Annotated in this window: 17 protein-coding genes and 2 tRNA genes; 1 reads left to right on the top strand and 18 read right to left on the bottom strand. The window is 57.4% G+C overall.

Translation table 11 applies throughout. The annotated features are described in order from the left end of the window. Positions 1 to 21: 21 nt before the first annotated feature. The 13 genes from truB to rlmE form a co-directional block, all read right to left on the bottom strand. On the bottom strand, positions 22 to 939 hold the full coding sequence (gene truB / locus FBY10_RS14765) for a tRNA pseudouridine(55) synthase TruB (protein WP_131699406.1): 918 nt from the start codon (positions 937 to 939) through the stop codon (positions 22 to 24). A gap of 3 nt (positions 940 to 942) precedes the next feature. Next, positions 943 to 1,338 (bottom strand): 30S ribosome-binding factor RbfA, encoded by a 396-nt coding sequence (gene rbfA, locus FBY10_RS14760; protein ID WP_003176137.1) that lies wholly within the window; start codon positions 1,336 to 1,338, stop codon positions 943 to 945. Positions 1,339 to 1,498: 160 nt separating this feature from the next. Continuing rightward, the gene (gene infB / locus FBY10_RS14755) at positions 1,499 to 4,024 is read right to left on the bottom strand and encodes a translation initiation factor IF-2 (protein ID WP_145336555.1); all 2,526 of its coding nucleotides are present in this window, start codon (positions 4,022 to 4,024) and stop codon (positions 1,499 to 1,501) included. A gap of 27 nt (positions 4,025 to 4,051) precedes the next feature. Next, positions 4,052 to 5,533, bottom strand: a complete 1,482-nt coding sequence (gene nusA / locus FBY10_RS14750) for a transcription termination factor NusA (protein WP_003212187.1) — start codon at positions 5,531 to 5,533, stop codon at positions 4,052 to 4,054. A 47-nt stretch (positions 5,534 to 5,580) separates the two neighbouring features. Then, positions 5,581 to 6,039, bottom strand: a complete 459-nt coding sequence (rimP, locus tag FBY10_RS14745) for a ribosome maturation factor RimP (RefSeq protein ID WP_003235029.1) — start codon at positions 6,037 to 6,039, stop codon at positions 5,581 to 5,583. Positions 6,040 to 6,179: 140 nt separating this feature from the next. Next, a tRNA-Met gene (locus FBY10_RS14740) sits at positions 6,180 to 6,256 on the bottom strand. 96 nt (positions 6,257 to 6,352) lie between these two features. Next, positions 6,353 to 6,438, bottom strand: a tRNA-Leu gene (locus FBY10_RS14735). Between the two features lie 22 nt (positions 6,439 to 6,460). Next, the gene (gene secG / locus FBY10_RS14730) at positions 6,461 to 6,844 is read right to left on the bottom strand and encodes a preprotein translocase subunit SecG (RefSeq protein ID WP_145336813.1); all 384 of its coding nucleotides are present in this window, start codon (positions 6,842 to 6,844) and stop codon (positions 6,461 to 6,463) included. Between the two features lie 4 nt (positions 6,845 to 6,848). Then, positions 6,849 to 7,604 (bottom strand): triose-phosphate isomerase, encoded by a 756-nt coding sequence (tpiA, locus tag FBY10_RS14725; RefSeq protein WP_145336557.1) that lies wholly within the window; start codon positions 7,602 to 7,604, stop codon positions 6,849 to 6,851. 66 nt (positions 7,605 to 7,670) lie between these two features. Then, on the bottom strand, positions 7,671 to 9,008 hold the full coding sequence (glmM, locus tag FBY10_RS14720) for a phosphoglucosamine mutase (protein ID WP_053137798.1): 1,338 nt from the start codon (positions 9,006 to 9,008) through the stop codon (positions 7,671 to 7,673). 16 nt (positions 9,009 to 9,024) lie between these two features. Further along, a complete protein-coding gene (gene folP, locus FBY10_RS14715; protein WP_145336559.1) occupies positions 9,025 to 9,876 on the bottom strand; it encodes a dihydropteroate synthase in 852 nt (283 codons plus the stop codon). An 8-nt stretch (positions 9,877 to 9,884) separates the two neighbouring features. Beyond that, positions 9,885 to 11,795: an ATP-dependent zinc metalloprotease FtsH gene (ftsH, locus tag FBY10_RS14710; RefSeq protein WP_010562674.1), complete on the bottom strand. Its 1,911-nt coding sequence runs from the start codon at positions 11,793 to 11,795 to the stop codon at positions 9,885 to 9,887. 200 nt (positions 11,796 to 11,995) lie between these two features. After that, the gene (rlmE, locus tag FBY10_RS14705) at positions 11,996 to 12,646 is read right to left on the bottom strand and encodes a 23S rRNA (uridine(2552)-2'-O)-methyltransferase RlmE (RefSeq protein ID WP_105523285.1); all 651 of its coding nucleotides are present in this window, start codon (positions 12,644 to 12,646) and stop codon (positions 11,996 to 11,998) included. A 105-nt stretch (positions 12,647 to 12,751) separates the two neighbouring features. Here rlmE and FBY10_RS14700 point away from each other — a divergent pair, with 105 nt between their 5' ends. Then, positions 12,752 to 13,060 carry a YhbY family RNA-binding protein gene (locus FBY10_RS14700; RefSeq protein WP_017139256.1) on the top strand — a complete coding sequence of 103 codons (309 nt, stop codon included), beginning with the start codon at positions 12,752 to 12,754 and terminating at the stop codon, positions 13,058 to 13,060. Between the two features lie 9 nt (positions 13,061 to 13,069). Here FBY10_RS14700 and FBY10_RS14695 read toward each other — a convergent pair whose 3' ends face one another. From FBY10_RS14695 to dapB, 5 genes are all read right to left on the bottom strand, one after another. Beyond that, a complete protein-coding gene (locus FBY10_RS14695; RefSeq protein ID WP_145336814.1) occupies positions 13,070 to 13,474 on the bottom strand; it encodes an MFS transporter in 405 nt (134 codons plus the stop codon). A gap of 28 nt (positions 13,475 to 13,502) precedes the next feature. Then, a complete protein-coding gene (gene greA / locus FBY10_RS14690) occupies positions 13,503 to 13,979 on the bottom strand; it encodes a transcription elongation factor GreA (protein WP_090399746.1) in 477 nt (158 codons plus the stop codon). Further along, on the bottom strand, positions 13,976 to 17,197 hold the full coding sequence (gene carB / locus FBY10_RS14685; protein ID WP_131699400.1) for a carbamoyl-phosphate synthase large subunit: 3,222 nt from the start codon (positions 17,195 to 17,197) through the stop codon (positions 13,976 to 13,978). The genes greA and carB overlap by 4 nt, the downstream gene beginning before the upstream one ends. Before the next feature lie 104 nt (positions 17,198 to 17,301). Further along, positions 17,302 to 18,438 (bottom strand): glutamine-hydrolyzing carbamoyl-phosphate synthase small subunit, encoded by a 1,137-nt coding sequence (gene carA, locus FBY10_RS14680; protein WP_131699399.1) that lies wholly within the window; start codon positions 18,436 to 18,438, stop codon positions 17,302 to 17,304. Positions 18,439 to 18,697: 259 nt separating this feature from the next. Further along, the gene (dapB, locus tag FBY10_RS14675) at positions 18,698 to 19,504 is read right to left on the bottom strand and encodes a 4-hydroxy-tetrahydrodipicolinate reductase (protein ID WP_145336561.1); all 807 of its coding nucleotides are present in this window, start codon (positions 19,502 to 19,504) and stop codon (positions 18,698 to 18,700) included. Between the last annotated feature and the right edge of the window lie 2 nt (positions 19,505 to 19,506).

Raw genomic sequence — 19,506 nt, 5'->3', positions numbered from 1 at the left:
TTAACAGCCACACTCGTTCGGTCATTCTGACCGAATCAGTCGACGTGGCGCGATGCGCCCGTCTTCGCTCACTTCACCGATACCGATAAAGCGACCGTTATGATCCTGTACCCGCACCATGCCGAACTTCGGGGCATCCGGGGCGCGTACCGGCTGACCGTTAAGCCAGTAGAACGCGCTGTGCTCCGAAAAGTGCAGCAATGGCCAATCCAGCAAACCGCTGTCCGATGGCATCAGGAAGCGATCAATCGCTTCGTTGCCGCCTTCAGCGTGTACCGCTTCCAACTCTTCCAGCGTGACCGTCTGGGCCAGGCTGAAAGGTCCTGCCTGGGTGCGTCGCAGCTCTGCAACATACGCGCCGCAACCGAGCTGTTCACCAATATCTTCCACCAGGGTACGGATATAGGTGCCTTTGCTGCAGTCCACGGCCAGGCGTGCGGTGTCACCTTCACAGGCGAGCAATTCCAAGCGCGCAATAGTAACAGAACGCGGTTCGCGCTCCACTACTTCGCCCGCACGTGCCAGCTTGTAAAGGGGTTGCCCATCACGCTTGAGAGCTGAGTACATCGGCGGTATCTGACTGATTTGCCCACGAAAAGCAGGTAAAGCAGCTTCGATATCAGCACGACCAACGGTCACGTCGCGAACCTGCAAAACATCACCTTCGGCGTCTGCCGTGGTGGTGGTCTTGCCCAGTTGCATCAGGGTTTCGTAACCCTTGTCGGAGTCGAGCAGGTATTGCGAGAACTTGGTGGCCTCGCCAAAGCACAACGGCAGTACGCCGGTGGCCAGGGGATCGAGGCTGCCGGTATGTCCGGCCTTCTCGGCATTGAGCAACCAGCGAACCTTCTGCAATGCGGCATTGGAGGTAAAGCCAATGGGCTTGTCGAGCAGAATGATGCCGCTGACGTTGCGACGGATACGTTTGACCTGAGCCACCGCTTACTCCTTGGCGTCTTCAGGTGTGGATGGGTGCTGGCTGTCTTCAGCCACGGCGCGCTCGATCAGTGCCGACAGGTGCGCGCCACGCACGACGCTTTCGTCGTAGTGGAAGTGCAACTGGGGCACGCTGCGCAACTTCATTTCACGGGCCAACTGCATGCGCAGGAAACCTGCGGCCGAGTTGAGCACCTTGATGCTTTGCGCGATTTCTTCGCTGTTGTCCTGCCCCATCACGGTGATGAAGATCTTCGCATGACCCACGTCACGACTCACTTCAACGGCAGTGATGGTGACCAGGCCAACGCGCGGGTCTTTAACTTCGCGACGGATCAGTTGGGCCAGCTCGCGCTGCATCTGATCGCCTATACGCTGGGTACGGCTGTATTCTTTTGCCATGTCTTGTTACCTGTTACTGCCACACGGTGGAAACCCATGGGGTCTGAAAGCGGCAAACGCCCGGCCTGACAAAAGCCAGACCGGGCGTTGCGTTTAGAGTCCGTACGCTTTGCGGGGCATTTGCATGCCCACACACAGCGTGGCTCCGGAAGTGCGCGAGTTAGAGGCTGCGAGCAACCTGAACCTTCTCGTAGACTTCGATCTTGTCGCCAGCCTTGACGTCGTTGTAGCTCTTGACGCCGATACCGCATTCCATGCCGGCACGCACTTCGGAAGCGTCATCCTTGAAGCGGCGCAGGGATTCCAGCTCGCCTTCGAAGATAACGATGTCTTCACGCAGTACACGGATTGGACGGTTACGGTACACGGTACCTTCGATAACCATGCAACCGGCGATCGCACCAAATTTCGGCGAGCGGAACACGTCACGTACTTCGGCGATACCCAGGATGTTCTCGCGGACGTCGCTGCCAAGCATGCCGGTGAGGGCTTTCTTGACGTCTTCGATGATGTCGTAGATGACGTTGTAGTAACGCATGTCCAGGCCTTCCTGCTCGACAATCTTGCGAGCGCCAGCATCGGCACGCACGTTGAAGCCAAACAGTACAGCGTTGGAAGCCAGCGCCAGGTTGGCGTCGGATTCGGTGATACCACCGACACCGCCACCCACAACACGCACTTGCACTTCGTCGTTACCCAGGCCATTCAAGGCGCCGTTCAACGCTTCGAGGGAACCACGAACGTCAGATTTGAGGACGATATTAAGCGTCTTCTTCTCTGCCTGGCCCATGTTCTCGAAGATGTTTTCCAGCTTGCCGGCGTGAGCGCGAGCCAGTTTGACTTCGCGGAACTTGCCTTGGCGGAACAAAGCCACTTCACGGGCTTTCTTCTCGTCAGACAGCACGCTCATCTCGTCGCCGGCGTCCGGAGTACCGTCCAGGCCGAGGATCTCGACAGGGATGGAAGGACCGGCTTCCTTGATTGGCTTGCCGTTCTCGTCGAGCATGGCACGTACACGGCCATAGTTCGAACCGACCAGTACCATATCGCCTTGACGCAGAGTACCGTCTTGAACCAGTACGGTTGCAACCGGGCCACGACCTTTGTCGAGACGCGACTCAACCACAACACCACGACCTGGGGCCGACGGGGTTGCTTTCAGCTCAAGTACTTCAGCTTGCAGCAGGACAGCTTCGAGCAGTTCGTCCACGCCAGTACCGACTTTCGCCGAAACCGAAACGAACGGCGTATCACCGCCCCACTCTTCAGACGTCACGCCATGAACCGACAGTTCGCTACGGATGCGATCGAGATCGGCGCCCGGCTTGTCGATCTTGTTCACGGCAACAACCAGAGGAACACCAGCGGCTTTAGCGTGCTGGACAGCTTCAATGGTCTGCGGCATCACGCCGTCGTCCGCTGCAACAACCAGGATCACGATGTCAGTCGCCTTGGCACCACGGGCACGCATTGCGGTAAACGCGGCGTGACCAGGGGTGTCGAGGAAGGTGACCATGCCGCGCTCGGTTTCAACGTGGTACGCACCGATGTGCTGGGTGATACCACCGGCTTCGCCAGCAGCTACCTTGGCACGACGGATGTAGTCGAGCAGCGAAGTCTTACCATGGTCAACGTGGCCCATTACGGTCACGACTGGCGCACGGGAGAACGTCTCACCTTCAAACTTCAGGGACTCTGCCAGGGAATCTTCCAGGGCGGTGTCGCTGACCAGGGTCACTTTGTGGCCCAGTTCTTCGGCTACCAGTTGAGCAGTTTCCTGATCAAGCACCTGGTTGATGGTCGCTGGAGTACCCAGTTTGAACATGAACTTGATGATTTCAGCTGCCTTGACCGACATCTGGTTGGCAAGGTCGCCAACAGTGATGGTCTCGCCGATCTGCACATCACGCACGACAGGGCCGGTTGGGCTCTGGAAACCGTGGGCGTTGCGTTTCTTCAGCTTGGCCTTGCCACGACCACCACGACGGAAGCTATCGCTTTCTTCGTCGGTAGTACGTGGGGCAACGCGTGGAGCAGGCGCTTTCTCTTTGACCGAAGCACGATGCGGAGCGTTTTTACGCTCGCCATCGCCACCACCACCGCGACGATTGTTATCGTCGGCACGTGGTTTATCCGGACGACGAGGTTCGTCACGCTTGCGGGCATCAGCTGCAGGCGCTGGTGCTGCGGCAGCCGGAGCAGCCTCACGCACAGCCTCTACAGGAGCGCTAGGCGCGGCGACTGCTTCAGTGGAAGCAGTTTGCGCAGCAGCAGGCTGGCGACGCGCTTCTTCTTCAGCGCGACGCTTGGCTTCTTCTTCAGCCTTCTGACGTGCAGCATTTTCTACTGCGCGACGTTCTTCCAGTTCGCGTTTGCGCTCGGCTTCAATTTCTTCCGGGCTGCGCTGTACGAAGACTTTCTTCTTACGTACTTCAACGCTGATGCTCTTGCTACCCGCAACACGCAGGGTGCTGGTGGTTTTGCGCTGCAATGTAATCTTGCGCGGTTCTTCCACTTTCGCCTTGTGGCTGCTCTTCAAGTGAGTCAGCAAAGACTGCTTCTCACTATCGCTCACACCTTCATCGGCGGCGGTGTGCGGCAGACCTGCCTCACGCATCTGCTGCAACAGGCGCTCTACCGGTGTTTTGACCTCATCGGCCAGTTGTTTCACCGTGACTTGCGTCATGCACTTCTCTCCTCAGGCCGCGCCTAATTACTCGAACCAATGGGCTCGGGCGGCCATGATCAACTTGCCGGCACGATCATCGTCAATGCCGTCGATGTCGAGCAGATCGTCAATAGACTGCTCGGCCAGGTCTTCGCGGGTAATTACGCCGCGCACCGCCAGTTCCATCGCCAAATCCTTGTCCATACCCTCAAGCGAGAGCAGGTCTTCGGCCGGATGGGCGTCTGCCAGCTTTTCCTCAGTAGCGATGGCTTTAGTCAACAAACGATCCTTGGCCCGAGCGCGAAGCTCGTTGACGGTGTCTTCGTCAAAGCCGTCGATGTTGAGCATTTCTTCCAACGGTACGTAGGCAATCTCTTCCAGGCTGGTAAAGCCTTCATCTACCAGCACCTGCGCCAGGTCTTCGTCGACTTCCAACTCGTCGATGAAGTTGCGCAGGATGTCACCGGTTTCAGCTTGCTGCTTAGCCTGGATGTCCGATTCGGTCATCACGTTCAGGGTCCAGCCGGTCAACTGGCTGGCCAGACGCACGTTCTGACCACCACGACCAATGGCCTGAGCCAGATTGTCTGCGCCAACGGCGATGTCCATTGCATGGGCATCTTCGTCAACGATAATTGCCGCCACTTCAGCCGGCGACATGGCATTGATCACGAACTGCGCCGGGTTATCGTCCCATAGGACGATGTCCACACGCTCACCGCCCAATTCGCCCGACACTGCCTGGACGCGCGAACCGCGCATACCGATGCAAGCGCCTTGCGGGTCGATGCGTTTGTCCTTGGAGCGGACCGCGATCTTGGCACGTGAACCCGGGTCGCGGGACGCAGCCATGACTTCGATCAGGCCTTCGGCAATTTCCGGCACCTCGATACGGAACAGCTCAATCAGCATTTCCGGCGCAGTACGCGACAGGATCAACTGAGGGCCACGGTTTTCGGTGCGGATTTCCTTGAGCAGCGCACGCAAACGCACGCCGACACGGAAGGTTTCGCGAGAGATGATGTCTTCGCGGGCCAGCAACGCTTCGGCGTTATTGCCCAGGTCGACGATCACATTGTCGCGGGTAACTTTTTTCACGGTGCCGGAGATGATTTCACCCAGGCGCTCGCGATAGGCGTCAACGACTTGAGCGCGCTCGGCTTCACGAACCTTCTGCACGATGACCTGCTTGGCGGTCTGTGCAGCGATACGGCCGAACTCGATGGATTCGATCTTTTCTTCGACGACATCACCGACCTGGGCGCCTGGGTGCGTTTCAGCAACCTTGCTCGGCCAGGTTTCGATGGCCGGATCATCAAGATCGGCTTCTTCAACGACCGTCCAGCGACGGAAAGTTTCATAGGCACCAGTGTGGCGGTTGATTTCCACACGCAGATCAACTTCGTCTTCAAAACGCTTTTTGGTAGCAGTGGCCAGGGCCAGCTCCAGCGCTTCAAAAATCACGTTTGCCGGTACACCCTTTTCATTGGATACCGACTCAACAACCAGCAGTACTTCTTTGCTCATCGTACGCCTCGCCTTTCGCAAGCCATTGGATCCGCGGGATCCGCGTCTCAGTCAAAACTGGGAATAATGTTGGCCTTGTCGATCATATCGATCGGCAACAGGAACTCATGGTCTTCTACCTGCACCACTACATCCTGTTCTTCTACACCGCGCAGAAGGCCCTGAAAGTTGCGACGCCCTTCGAACGGGGATCGCAGCTTGATCTTCACTTGTTCACCGGCAAATTTTGCAAACTGATCAATAGTGAACAGTGGGCGTTCCATGCCTGGCGAGGAAACTTCGAGGGTGTATTCAACGGAGATAGGATCTTCAACATCCAGAACACCGCTGATCTGACGGCTGACAATGGCACAATCGTCCACCAGCACACCGCCCTCTTTATCGATATAAACGCGCAACATTGAGTGGCGACCTTGAGCCGAAAACTCAATACCCCAGCATTCATAGCCTAGGGCCACGACCACCGGGGCCAACAAGGCCTGCAACTCTTCTAGCTTGCTCGACACCTGAACCCCCTCGTGCATGTATGTGCATGCTGTGCAAAATAAAAAAATGGGCGAAACGCCCATCCTTGAAACGCCGTCGAACAGCGGCGTTGAAAGTGTCCAGCTAACAAAAAGCCCCTTAAAAGGGGCTCCGCTAAAACTGGTTGCGGGGGCCGGATTTGAACCGACGACCTTCGGGTTATGAGCCCGACGAGCTACCAGACTGCTCCACCCCGCGACAAAGCTGGGGCGGAAGTATACGACCGATCCCTTACAGGGTCAATGTAACCTTCCACCTACAAGAAAGCCCGCAACAGCGGGCTCTCCTGATAATTGGTACCGAGAAGGGGACTCGAACCCCTACACCCTATGGGCACAACCACCTCAAGGTTGCGTGTCTACCAATTCCACCACCTCGGCAATACAGCACTTACAACCCTTCTTACTTCTGCTCTTGAGCTGGAGGTACGTCAGTCGCTGGAGTAGCCGACTTTTGCTCTTGAAGCACCGGGACATCATCAGAAGCCGGTTTTGCTTTTGGCACTTCCAACACCGCTGGGTTTGGCAAACCTACTTGAGTCAGCGCATGAGCTTTCTCTTTAGCAAAGTAACCTAACCCTAAGCTGGTTATGAAGAAACCGGCGGCAAGTATAGCAGTAAACTTACTAAGAAAGGTAGAGGTACCTTGGCTTCCGAACACAGTATTTGAAGCACCTGCACCGAAAGACGCACCAGCATCCGCACCTTTACCCTGTTGCAACAAAACCAGGGCAACTACGCCCAAGGCAGCCAACAGATGAAAAACGACTACGACTGTTTCCAGCATTTTTTCAGTTTCCCGCGGCGCGACAAATCGCACCGAACTCATCTGCATTCAGGGAAGCTCCACCAATGAGCCCCCCATCGATATCCGGCATGCCGAACAGTTCGACCGCATTGGCCGCCTTCACGCTGCCGCCGTATAGAAGCCGCACACCTTGTGCGACGTCAGAATTCTCTGCCGCTAACTGAGCGCGGATGGCTGCGTGCACATCCTGCGCCTGTTGCGGTGTAGCAGTCAGCCCGGTACCAATGGCCCAGACCGGCTCGTAAGCAATTACCGCCTTTGCGAACGCACCAACACCCAGCTCCTCGATGATGCTGCCAAGCTGACGCGAGACAACCTCAAGAGTCTTGCCCGATTCACGCTGCTCAAGGGTCTCCCCAATACACAACACCGGAATCAAGCCACAAGCCTGTGCCGCTGCGAACTTGCGATTGAGCGTCCCATCACGCTCGCCCATCATCTGACGGCGCTCGGAGTGCCCGACAAGCACATAGGAACAACCCGCATCAACCAGCTGACTCGGTGCAATCTCACCGGTCAACGCACCTTGCATGGCTTCCACCGCAGAATTCTGCGCGCCGACCTGAATCGACTTACCTTTCAAGCCATCAACCACTTGGGTGATATGCAAGCAAGGCGGGAACACCGCGATATCAGCACCGCTAGGCAAGGCCAAGTGACGAAGGCCATTGATCAGCTCAGCGACACTGGCGCGGGTACCGTGCATCTTCCAGTTACCAGCTACCATAGTGCGACGCATGCTGTACCTCGTCGGTCAAAGTGGGCGCAGATGTTACCCAACCACATCATCACTGGCAAGCCGAATTCAGGCGCAAACTTCAGTTACCAGTTTTGCCAGGTCCTCGGCATGGCCGCGAACCTGTATTTCGTCGTCACCTTCGACCATAACGCGCACCAAAGGCTCTGTGCCAGACTTGCGCAGCAATACCCGTCCACGACCAGCCATTGCCAGGGTCGCGCGTTCGCAAGCCTCTTTGACAGCAGGGTGCTCGATCGGGTTTTCCCCGCCTGCGAAACGCACGTTAAGCAATACTTGCGGGCATTTGCGCAAAGCCTGACGCGCCTGAGCCAGACTCTCTTCGCGGCGACGTAAAGCCAATAGCACCTGCAACGCCGCAATAATCGCGTCACCGGTGGTAGTGTGCTGGAAGCACACCACGTGCCCGGAGTTCTCACCACCTACCTGCCAGTTACGCTCCAGCAGTTCGGCGATCACATACCGGTCACCGACATTGGCGCGAACAAAAGGAATACCCAGGTCTGCCAACGCCAGCTCAAGCCCAAGGTTGCTCATCAGCGTACCGACGACACCGCCTTGCAGCTTGTTACGTTCATGCAGGTCGCGGGCAATGATGAACAACAGATCATCGCCATCGACCACGGCACCCGTGTGGTCAACCATCAGCACGCGGTCGCCGTCACCGTCGAAGGCAATCCCGAGGTCGGCATGCTCTGCCAGGACAGCTGCTTGCAACTGCTCCATATGGGTGGAGCCGCAGTTTTCGTTGATGTTCAATCCGTTGGGCTGAGCCGAAAGCACTGTCACGTCTGCGCCCAGCTCCTTGAATACGCTTGGCGCGACTTTGTAGGTCGCACCATGGGCGCAGTCGACGACAATCTTCAGGCCGGCAAAATTGGTACTGGTTGGCACACTGCTCTTGCAGAACTCGATATAACGACCGGATGCGTCATTGATGCGCGACACCTTGCCCAGCTTACTGGACTCGACCACGGTCATCGGCGCATCCAACAGCTCTTCGATCATCAGCTCAATCTCATCCGGCAACTTGGTGCCCTGACCGGAGAAGAACTTGATGCCGTTGTCGTCATGTGGATTGTGCGAAGCACTGATCACAATACCGGCCTCAGCGTGAAAGGTACGCGTCAGGTATGCAATCGCGGGCGTCGGCATTGGCCCCAGCAACATCACATCGGCGCCTGCGGCGGATAAGCCGGCCTCAAGCGCTGATTCAAACATGTACCCCGAAATTCGGGTGTCCTTGCCCACCAGGATGCGGCACGCCCCCATGCTGCGGAACGCCATACCCGCCGCCCATCCAAGCTTGAGCATGAAATCAGGAGTAATCGGAAACTCGCCGACCCGACCACGGATACCGTCGGTGCCAAAGTATTTTTTAGTCATAAGTGCTCCATCATTCTTATTCGGCTGATTCCACAGCTGCAATCATGCGCACCACATCCAGGGTCTCAGCAACGTCATGCACACGCAAGATGCGCGCACCCTTGGTCACCGCAAGCGCCGCCAGTGCAAGACCGCCGTACAACCGCTCACCCACCGGGCGATTCAATGCCAGCCCTATCATGCTCTTGCGCGAAACACCGACCAACAGGGGCCGACCAAGGGCATGCAAGGACTCCATGTGTTTGAACAAACTCAAATTGTGTTGCAGGGTCTTGGCGAAACCAAACCCCGGATCAAGGATGATCCTTTCCGGCGCAATACCTACCGCAGCGCATTGGGCAACCCGTTCGGAGAGAAAACCACTCACCTCACCAACCAAGTCATCATAGTGCGGGCCGTCCTGCATATTGCCGGGCTCACCCAGCATATGCATCAAACACACCGGCAAACCGGTAGCTGCAGCTGCATCCAGAGCGCCGTCGCGCCGCAGGGAGCGCACATCATTGATCAAGCCGGCCCCCAATCGCGCAGTCTCACGCATTACGGCCGGGGTAGAGGTATCCACCGAAATGATCACATCCAACTCTCGAGCGATGCGCTCGACAATCGGCGCCACGCGCTCCAACTCCTCCAGAGGGGAAACAACACGAGCACCAGGCCGCGTCGATTCACCGCCCACATCAATCAAGGTCGCACCGGCCGCCACCATGGCTTCTGCGTGACGCAATGCAGCATCAAGCTGGCTGAAGCGGCCACCATCGGAAAAGGAGTCAGGGGTTACATTAAGAATGCCCATAACATGTGTATGGGCCAAATCAAGAACCCGGTTGCCGCAAGGCAACCGGGGGGAGGACGAAGCAAAAGTCATTTCAAACCTTAATGGTCAGCTGCCGGGCCACCGATTGGGGTTTCAGGACGTTCGTTCTGAACCACTGGCGGAGTGCCAGAGGTGCCCGAGCCGCCTTCCCAATCGCGTGGCTCACGAGGCGTTCGACCGGCCATAATATCGTCGATCTGGTCCGCATCGATGGTCTCGTACTTCATCAGCGCATCAGCCATTGCATCCAGCTTGTCGCGATTATCGGTCAGAATCTGCTTGGCCGTACCGTAGCACTGGTCAATGATACTGCGCACTTCAGAGTCGATCAGCTTGGCTGTCTCACCGGAGAAACTGGCGTTTTGACCACCGCCGCCACGCCCCAGGAATACTTCACCTTCTTCCTCGGCGTACATCAAAGGACCGAGTTTTTCCGACAAGCCCCACTTGGTCACCATGTTTCGCGCAATTTGGCTGGCGCGCATGATGTCGTTGGAAGCCCCAGTGGTCACACCATCGAAGCCCAAGGTCATCTCTTCAGCGATTCGACCACCGTACAGCGAGCAGATCTGGCTGATCAGCGCACGCTTGGAGAGGCTGTAACGATCCTCTTCCGGCAGGAACATGGTGACACCCAACGCACGACCACGAGGAATGATCGACACTTTGTAGACCGGGTCATGCTCAGGCACGACGCGCCCCACGATGGCGTGACCCGCTTCGTGATACGCAGTGTTCTGCTTCTCTTTTTCGGACATGACCATGGATTTGCGCTCAGCGCCCATCATGATCTTGTCTTTCGCCAGCTCGAACTCTTTCATTTCAACGATGCGCTTGCCGGTACGGGCTGCAAACAGCGAAGCCTCGTTCACCAGGTTGGCCAAATCAGCACCCGAGAACCCCGGGGTACCACGGGCAATCACAGCCGGTGCAACGTCGTCGCCCATCGGCACTTTGCGCATGTGCACTTTCAGGATTTGTTCGCGCCCACGGATGTCCGGCAAGCCAACCACGACCTGACGGTCAAAACGGCCTGGACGCAACAACGCAGGATCGAGCACGTCCGGACGGTTGGTCGCCGCGATGACGATGATGCCGTCATTCATTTCGAAACCATCCATCTCGACCAGCAACTGGTTAAGGGTCTGCTCACGCTCATCATGACCACCGCCCATGCCAGCACCACGATGGCGACCAACGGCGTCGATTTCATCGATGAAGATGATGCATGGCGCATGCTTCTTGGCCTGTTCGAACATATCGCGAACTCGGCTCGCACCGACACCGACGAACATTTCGACGAAGTCAGAACCGGAAATGGTGAAGAACGGTACCTTGGCTTCGCCGGCAATCGCCTTGGCCAGCAAGGTTTTACCGGTACCTGGAGGGCCGACCATCAGCACGCCGCGAGGAATACGGCCACCCAGGCGCTGGAATTTGCCTGGATCGCGCAAGAACTCAACCAACTCGCCGACTTCTTCCTTGGCTTCATCGCAACCCGCTACGTCAGCCAGGGTGGTCTTCACCTGGTCTTCAGAGAGCAGGCGCGCCTTGCTCTTGCCGAAGCTCATCGGTCCGCCCTTGCCTCCCGCACCGCCCTGCATCTGGCGCATGAAGAACATGAACACGGCAATGATCACGAGGATCGGGAAGCTTGCCACCAAGAGTTGAGTCCAAATGCTCTGCTGCTCAGGCTGCTTGCCTTCGACAACCACATGGTTATCCACCAGGTCACCGATCAGGCCGTTGTCCTGGATTGCCGGACGAATGGTCTTGAAGCTGTCGCCATCGTTGCGTTTTCCGGTGATCACGTAGCCATCAACCGCTACGCGCTCGACCTTGCCATCCTTAACTTGCTGGATGAAGTCGGAATAGTTGAGGGTCTGCGGCTCGTTAGGGCTGGAGAAGTTGTTCATCACCGTCACGAGGACAGCCGCGATGATCAACCACAGGATCAGATTCTTTGCCATATCGTTCAATTAACTACCCTCTGAAGCAAGCTCCGCTACTGGCGCGCGCTTCGCATGATATTCACCGGCCTAACTTACTACATTACCTACAACTCTGGCAGGCGCCGTCTGTAACCCTTTGTGAAACTTTGACTACACAATATTCGTAAAGCTTCGTGACGAAAGCGATATAAAAAAACCTATCGCCCTCCTCGAATTCCTCAAAAACGCTCTTCACTCTCCGCGCCTTCGACACCGCGGAAGCCGCGGCACAGCAGATATTGCTCTCTGGACCTGTCCCGGGAAGAGTCAGGTTTACGCGTCTGCACCTTGTCGAACAACTTGCGGATGTTCTTGTGGTACTCGTCGAAACCCTCTCCCTGGAACACCTTCACCAGGAAATCGCCACCGGGACGCAACACCCGACCCGCCAAATCCAGCGCCAACTCGCAAAGGAACATGGCCCGGGGCATATCAACGGCCGGTAATCCACTCATATTGGGGGCCATGTCGGAAATCACAAGGTCTACCTGCGAATTTCCCACAGCCTCAAGGATCTGGGCGAGCACCGTGTCCTGGGTAAAATCGCCATGAACAAAGGTCACGTCCGGGATGCTGTCCATCTCCAGGATGTCGGAAGCGATCAGGCGACCTTGACCACCAATCAGACGACTGGTCACCTGGGACCAACCACCAGGGGCCGCGCCAAGATCGATAACGCTCATGCCTGGGCGAATCAGCTTGTCCTTGTCCTGGATCTCCAACAGCTTGTAGCTGGCCCGGGAACGATAGCCATCCTTTTGCGCCTTTTTGACGTAAGGATCGTTGAAATGCTCTTGCAGCCACTTAAGGCTAGTTTTGGAACGGGCCACGGGCCACCTCGAAAATAAAACGGGTCGTGATTAACTGGGCGGTCCCGGACTCGCTCGGGTAAACTGGCCGCCGCTTTTTACAAGATCAGACGCAGGGGTCAGATTATGCCGCTCACTCAAGAGCAGAAGAAACAGTACAAATCCATTGGCCACCATCTGAAACCAGTTCTGATTGTGGCAGACAACGGTTTGACTGAAGGTGTGTTAGCCGAACTTGAACGCGCACTGGGCGATCACGAACTGATCAAGATCAAGGTCAACATCCTTGACCGCGAAGCGCGCCTGGCCGCCATTGCAGAACTGTGCAAGGTTGGCAAAGCAGACCTGGTTCAGGTCATCGGCAAGATGGCGCTGCTGTATCGCAAGAACTTCAGCGTCAACAAGCAACTGTCGAACGTACACCGCTTCAAGTAACACAAAGGGTCACGGGCGTGCTTCGCGCGCCCCGCCACTCCATCCTGGAGCAGGCTGTATAACCAGCACCAGGCCGGAGAACCCTAGCACAAGATAGCTGAATAGCTGCCAGCGCAACGCTTCCGGCAGCAAGACATGCACAATGCAATACATTGCACATGCATACAGCGCCATCAACAGCAGTTGGCCGCGAATATCCCGCCACAAACTCTCCAAGCCTTCAGCCTTGACCAGCACCAACGCCTGAAGCGCTACGCACGCCGCCGCGAATCCCACCAGCAGCGCACTCAATAATCCATCGATCTCATCGATCAGCAACGGAGCCAGGCCAATCAGGCCCAGCGCCGGCAATACACCAATATGCAATAGCCACACGCCACCCACCCAAAGCATCTGGGCAAGCTGCCAAAGCATGGCGCCCGCACGAAGCGGGCGCCGCCTTTCAGACGTGACGAACTTCAACAATCTCGTACTCGATCACACCGCCGGGCGTTTTGACAGACACCACATCACCCTCCTCCTTGGCGATCAAGGCACGGGCCAGTGGTGAGCCGACGGAGATTTTGCCGAGCTTGAAGTCAGCCTCGTCCTCTCCCACGATGTGGTAGACCACGCTCTCGTCAGTCTCAACGTTGGCGATCTCCACGGTGGTACCGAAAATCACCTTGCCAGTGTGCGGAATAGTCGTGACGTCGATGATCACCGCATTCTGCATACGGCCTTCAATGTCACGGATCCGCGCCTCGACCATACCCTGCTGCTCACGAGCAGCGTGGTATTCGGCGTTTTCCTTCAAGTCACCCAGCTCGCGGGCCGTACCGATGTCCTGGCTCAGCTTTGGACGTACGACCTTGGTCAGATGGGCGTGCTCCTCTTCCAGGGCCTTGGCGCCTTGGACAGTCATTGGGTATTTGATCATGCCTTCAATCCTGCGTGTAGATCCTGCAAGCGGCGCACGGTCTTTTCCGGACCGAACTTGAGCGCTTCGCAGATAGCTTCGCCAGCAGCAATAGTGGTGGTGCAGTAGATCTTGTGCTGCAAGGCATTACGGCGAATGGAGTAGGAATCCGCGATCGACTGGCGACCTTCGGTGGTGTTGATAATCAGCGTGACTTCGTCATTCTTGATCATGTCGACCACATGCGGACGGCCTTCCGTCACCTTGTTCACGCGGCGCACTTTCAGGCCAGCCGCTTCGATCAGCTTGGCCGTCCCGGCAGTTGCCACGATTTCAAAGCCCAAGTTGATCAGATCACGGGCCACGCCTGCAACCAGCGGCTTATCATCATCACGCACGCTGATAAACGCAGTACCGCCGGTCGGCAGCACTTCGCTGGCGCCCATCTGAGCCTTGGCGAATGCTTCACCGAAGGTATCGCCCACGCCCATCACTTCACCGGTGGACTTCATCTCTGGGCCCAGGATCGGGTCCACACCAGGGAATTTGGCAAATGGGAACACTGCCTCTTTCACACTGTAGAAGTTCGGAATAATTTCCTTGGTGAAGCCAATTTCCTTCAGGGTCTTACCCGCCATCACACGCGCAGCGATCATGGCCAGGGACACGCCAATGCACTTGGAAACGAACGGCACGGTACGCGAAGCACGCGGATTGACTTCAATGACGTAGATGTCTTCGCCTTGCAGCGCCAACTGCACGTTCATCAGGCCGACAACACCCAACTCCAAGGCCATTTTCTTGACCTGTTCGCGCATCTCGTCCTGGATATGTGCAGGCAACGAGTAAGGCGGCAGCGAGCATGCGGAGTCACCGGAGTGAACGCCCGCCTGTTCGATGTGCTGCATGATCGCGCCGATGACCACGTCGGTACCGTCGCAAACCGCATCCACGTCCATTTCGATGGCGCAGTTGAGGAAGTGGTCCAGCAGCACCGGGCTGTCGTTGGACACTTTTACTGCATCACGCAGGTAACGCTTGAGCTCTTCTTCTTCGTAGACGATTTCCATCGCACGGCCGCCCAGCACGTAGGACGGACGCACCACCAGCGGGTAGCCGATCTTGCTGGCGGCGCGGATGGCTTCGTCTTCGCTGCGCACGGTAGCGTTTGGCGGCTGACGCAGGTTCAGGCGTTCAACCATTTGCTGGAAACGCTCACGGTCTTCGGCACGGTCGATGGCGTCAGGGCTGGTGCCGATAATTGGTACGCCAGCGGCTTCCAGGGCACGCGCCAGTTTCAGCGGGGTTTGGCCGCCATACTGGACGATCACGCCTTTTGGCTTCTCGACGCGGCAGATTTCCAGCACGTCTTCCAGCGTTACCGGCTCGAAGTACAGACGGTCGGAAGTGTCGTAGTCAGTGGAAACAGTTTCCGGGTTGCAGTTGACCATGATGGTCTCGTACCCGTCTTCGCGAAGCGCAAGGGCGGCGTGTACGCAGCAATAGTCGAATTCGATGCCCTGGCCGATACGGTTCGGACCACCGCCCAGGATGATAATCTTGTCGCGGCCCGACGGCGCAGCTTCGCACTCTTCCTCGTAGGTGGAGTACAGGTACGCAGTGTCGGTGGCGAACTCGGCAGCACAGGTGTCAACGCGCTTGTAGACCGGGAAAATATCCAGTTTGTGACGATGCGTGCGCAGGTTCTTCTCGGTCACACCCAGCAGCTTGGCCAGACGCTGGTCGGAGAAGCCTTTACGCTTGAGGCGGAACATCAGGTCGCGGTCGATAGACGACAGACCGAGGGTCTTGACCTTCTCTTCTTCCTTGATCAGATCTTCGATCTGCACCAGGAACCACGGATCGATCATGTTCATGCCGAAGATGTCTTCGACGGTCATGCCGGCACGGAAAGCATCGGCCACGTACCAGATGCGCTCGGCGCCCGGCACGGTCAGCTCTCGCTTGAGGATGCTCATGCTTTCCGGATTGCCCAGGTCAAGCTTCTCGTCCAGGCCGCAAACCCCCACTTCCAGGCCACGCAGGGCTTTCTGCAGGGACTCCTGGAAAGTCCGGCCAATGGCCATGACCTCACCCACGGACTTCATCTGAGTGGTCAGACGCGCGTCGGCTTTCGGGAATTTCTCGAAAGCAAAACGCGGCAGCTTGGTGACAACGTAGTCGATAGACGGCTCGAAAGACGCAGGCGTCGCGCCGCCCGTGATTTCGTTTTGCAGTTCGTCCAAGGTGTAGCCGATAGCCAGCTTGGCAGCGATACGCGCAATCGGGAAGCCGGTAGCTTTCGATGCCAGCGCCGAAGAACGCGATACACGCGGGTTCATCTCGATCACGACCATGCGGCCTGTGTCCGGGCAGATGCCGAACTGAACGTTGGAACCACCGGTTTCAACGCCGATCTCACGCAATACCGCCAGCGAGGCGTTACGCATGATCTGGTATTCCTTGTCCGTCAGGGTCTGCGCCGGAGCAACGGTGATCGAGTCGCCGGTGTGCACGCCCATCGGGTCGAAGTTTTCGATGGAGCAGACGATGATGCAGTTGTCCTTTTTGTCGCGGACAACCTCCATCTCATACTCTTTCCAGCCGATCAGGGATTCGTCGATCAGCAGCTCTTTGGTCGGCGACAGATCCAGGCCACGCGCGCAGATTTCTTCGAACTCTTCACGGTTGTAAGCAATGCCACCACCGGTGCCGCCCATGGTGAAGGACGGACGGATAATGCACGGGAAGCCCAGCTTTTCGAGAACTGCGTTGGCCTCCTCCATACTGTGGGCGATACCCGAGCGCGGGCAGTCAAGGCCGATGGACTTCATCGCCTTGTCGAAGCGCGAACGGTCTTCAGCCTTGTCGATGGTGTCAGCGTTGGCGCCGATCATCTCTACACCGAACTTTTCCAGGACGCCTTCGCGCTCCAGGTCCAAGGCGCAGTTCAGCGCAGTCTGGCCGCCCATGGTCGGCAGCAGTGCGTCTGGACGCTCTTTCTCGATGATCTTGGCAACAGTCTGCCACTTGATCGGCTCGATGTAGGTGGCGTCGGCCATGTCCGGATCGGTCATGATGGTAGCCGGGTTGGAGTTCACCAGGATGACGCGGTAACCCTCTTCGCGCAGGGCTTTACAGGCCTGGGCGCCGGAGTAGTCGAATTCGCAGGCCTGGCCGATCACGATCGGGCCAGCGCCGAGAATCAGGATGCTTTTTATGTCTGTACGTTTTGGCATGGGTTTGTCACTCAAATCCGCAGGTCAGTCGGCAAGCCGTCTTGAACAATCTTCGAAGAGCCTGCGGGGGCCGCCAAGGTAGGGGCCGCCCGCAGGCAGCTCAGTCAGCGTCGCTTGGCCATCTCATTGATGAAACGGTCGAACAGCGGCGCTACGTCGTTCGGGCCCGGGCTTGCTTCAGGATGGCCCTGGAAGCTGAACGCGCTCTTGTCAGTGCGCTCGATGCCCTGCAGGGAACCGTCGAACAACGACTTGTGAATCGCGCGGACATTGCTCGGCAAGGTCGCTTCATCCACCGCAAAACCGTGGTTCTGGCTGGTGATCATCACAACGCCAGTGTCCAGGTCTTGCACAGGGTGGTTGGCGCCGTGATGGCCATGACCCATTTTCAGGGTCTTGGCGCCGGAGGCCAGCGCCAGCAACTGGTGACCAAGGCAAATACCGAACACCGGAATCTCGGTCTCCAGCACTTCCTTGATGGCCTGGATGGCGTAGTCGCAAGGCTCCGGGTCACCCGGGCCGTTGGAAAGGAATACACCGTCCGGTTGCAGGGCAAGCACGTCGCTGGCTGGGGTTTGCGCCGGCACCACGGTCACGCGGCACCCACGCTCGACCAGCATACGCAGGATGTTGTACTTGACGCCGTAGTCGTATGCGACCACGTGATACGGCAGGTCAGCCACTTCGATAGTTTCGTGGCTGTCGGTCTTCAAGTCCCAGACGGTGGAGCGCCACTCGTACTGTTCCTTGGTGCTGACGACTTTCGCCAGGTCCATGCCTTTCAGGCCAGGGAAGCCTTGCGCTGCTGCAATCGCCGCTGCTTCGGAAATATTGTCACCGACCATGATGCAGCCGTTCTGCGAGCCCTTTTCACGCAGGATGCGAGTCAGGCGGCGCGTATCGATACCGGCGATCGCCACAACGTTGTTGGCTTTCAGGTAATCGGACAGCGACATCGTGTTACGCCAGTTGCTCGCAACCAGTGGTAGATCACGAATGACCAGACCCGCCGACCAGACACGATCAGACTCAACGTCTTCCGGCGTAGTACCGGTGTTGCCGATATGCGGATAGGTCAGGGTAACGATCTGTTGGGCGTAGGAAGGATCGGTAAGGATTTCCTGATAGCCTGTCATGGCGGTGTTAAACACCACCTCTCCAACGGTTTGACCGTCGGCTCCAATGGCTTCGCCGCGAAAAATGCTGCCATCAGCAAGGGCGAGTATGGCTGGCTTAGTCAAGAAGACCTCCCGTAAATAAAGCCTGAAAGGGCGATCGCAGGTTGTAAAAAAGCGGAGTGACGTATGGACACGTCACCCCGCTTCTTCACTGAATTATTCTGCGCGCTTTTAGTGGACACACTAAAGCTGTAGCTTACAGAAAAAGGCTTTTTTGGTCCACCGCTAATGAGCCTTAAAGGCAGGAGAATGCGACAGGACGTCGCTTAGCGGGTAAAAACGGGGCCTTAGGATAATCCTGGGGCCCCGTTTTAGCTACTGATTAGTGCAGATCCAACACATCGCGCATGTCGTACAGACCGGGCTCGCGACCTTCCAACCAAAGCGCAGCGCGCACCGCGCCCTTGGCGAATGTCATGCGACTGGAAGCCTTGTGAGTGATTTCCAGGCGCTCACCCTCGGTAGCAAACAATACCGTGTGGTCGCCTACAACATCACCACCGCGGACGGTCGCAAAACCAATGGTTTCACGCGCACGCGCTCCGGTATGCCCTTCGCGACCGTAAACCGCCACCTTGGACAGGTCTCGCCCCAGCGCATCGGCAATAGCCTCCCCCATGCGCAGCGCAGTACCCGACGGCGCATCGATCTTGTGACGGTGATGCGTCTCGATAATCTCGATATCCGCCTCATCCCCCAACACCCGCGCCGCCATGTCCAGCAACTTGAGCGACAGGTTCACGCCGACACTGAAGTTGGCGGCGAAGACGACGGGGATATCCTTACCCGCCTCAACCAACAACTGCTTCTGCTGGGCAGTCAAACCCGTGGTACCGATCACCATCGCCTTACCCGCCTTGCGGCAGAACGCGAGGTTTTTCAGCATCACCTCCGGCAGGGTGAAGTCGATCAGCACATCGAATTCGTCAGCCACCTGCTCCAGGCTACCTGACAATGAGACACCGATACGCCCCAGCGAAGCCAACTCACCCGCATCCGCACCGATCAACGTGCTACCGGGACGAACAATCGCCGCGGTCAGCCCAGAGGCCGGGGAGCGCTGCTGCACCGCCTCGACCAACGTCTTGCCCATGCGCCCGGCAGCGCCCATTACGGCTATACGTCGCATAC

It is taken from the genome of Pseudomonas sp. SJZ103, from assembly GCF_007828335.1.
In the GTDB taxonomy this organism is placed as follows: domain Bacteria; phylum Pseudomonadota; class Gammaproteobacteria; order Pseudomonadales; family Pseudomonadaceae; genus Aquipseudomonas.
Note: the sequence above shows the minus strand (reverse complement) of the source record. Positions and strands in the feature narration are given on the sequence as shown.

Bases quoted from the DNA above. Each gene is read 5' to 3' on its own strand.
- rbfA (WP_003176137.1), bottom strand. From the start codon at position 1,338: ATGGCAAAAGAATACAGCCGTACCCAGCGTATAGGCGATCAGATGCAG.
- infB (WP_145336555.1), bottom strand. From the start codon at position 4,024: ATGACGCAAGTCACGGTGAAACAACTGGCCGATGAGGTCAAAACACCG.
- nusA (WP_003212187.1), bottom strand. From the start codon at position 5,533: ATGAGCAAAGAAGTACTGCTGGTTGTTGAGTCGGTATCCAATGAAAAG.
- secG (WP_145336813.1), bottom strand. From the start codon at position 6,844: ATGCTGGAAACAGTCGTAGTCGTTTTTCATCTGTTGGCTGCCTTGGGC.
- tpiA (WP_145336557.1), bottom strand. From the start codon at position 7,604: ATGCGTCGCACTATGGTAGCTGGTAACTGGAAGATGCACGGTACCCGC.
- glmM (WP_053137798.1), bottom strand. From the start codon at position 9,008: ATGACTAAAAAATACTTTGGCACCGACGGTATCCGTGGTCGGGTCGGC.
- folP (WP_145336559.1), bottom strand. From the start codon at position 9,876: ATGACTTTTGCTTCGTCCTCCCCCCGGTTGCCTTGCGGCAACCGGGTT.
- ftsH (WP_010562674.1), bottom strand. From the start codon at position 11,795: ATGGCAAAGAATCTGATCCTGTGGTTGATCATCGCGGCTGTCCTCGTG.
- FBY10_RS14700 (WP_017139256.1), top strand. From the start codon at position 12,752: ATGCCGCTCACTCAAGAGCAGAAGAAACAGTACAAATCCATTGGCCAC.
- FBY10_RS14695 (WP_145336814.1), bottom strand. From the start codon at position 13,474: ATGCTTTGGCAGCTTGCCCAGATGCTTTGGGTGGGTGGCGTGTGGCTA.
- greA (WP_090399746.1), bottom strand. From the start codon at position 13,979: ATGATCAAATACCCAATGACTGTCCAAGGCGCCAAGGCCCTGGAAGAG.
- carB (WP_131699400.1), bottom strand. From the start codon at position 17,197: ATGCCAAAACGTACAGACATAAAAAGCATCCTGATTCTCGGCGCTGGC.
- dapB (WP_145336561.1), bottom strand. From the start codon at position 19,504: ATGCGACGTATAGCCGTAATGGGCGCTGCCGGGCGCATGGGCAAGACG.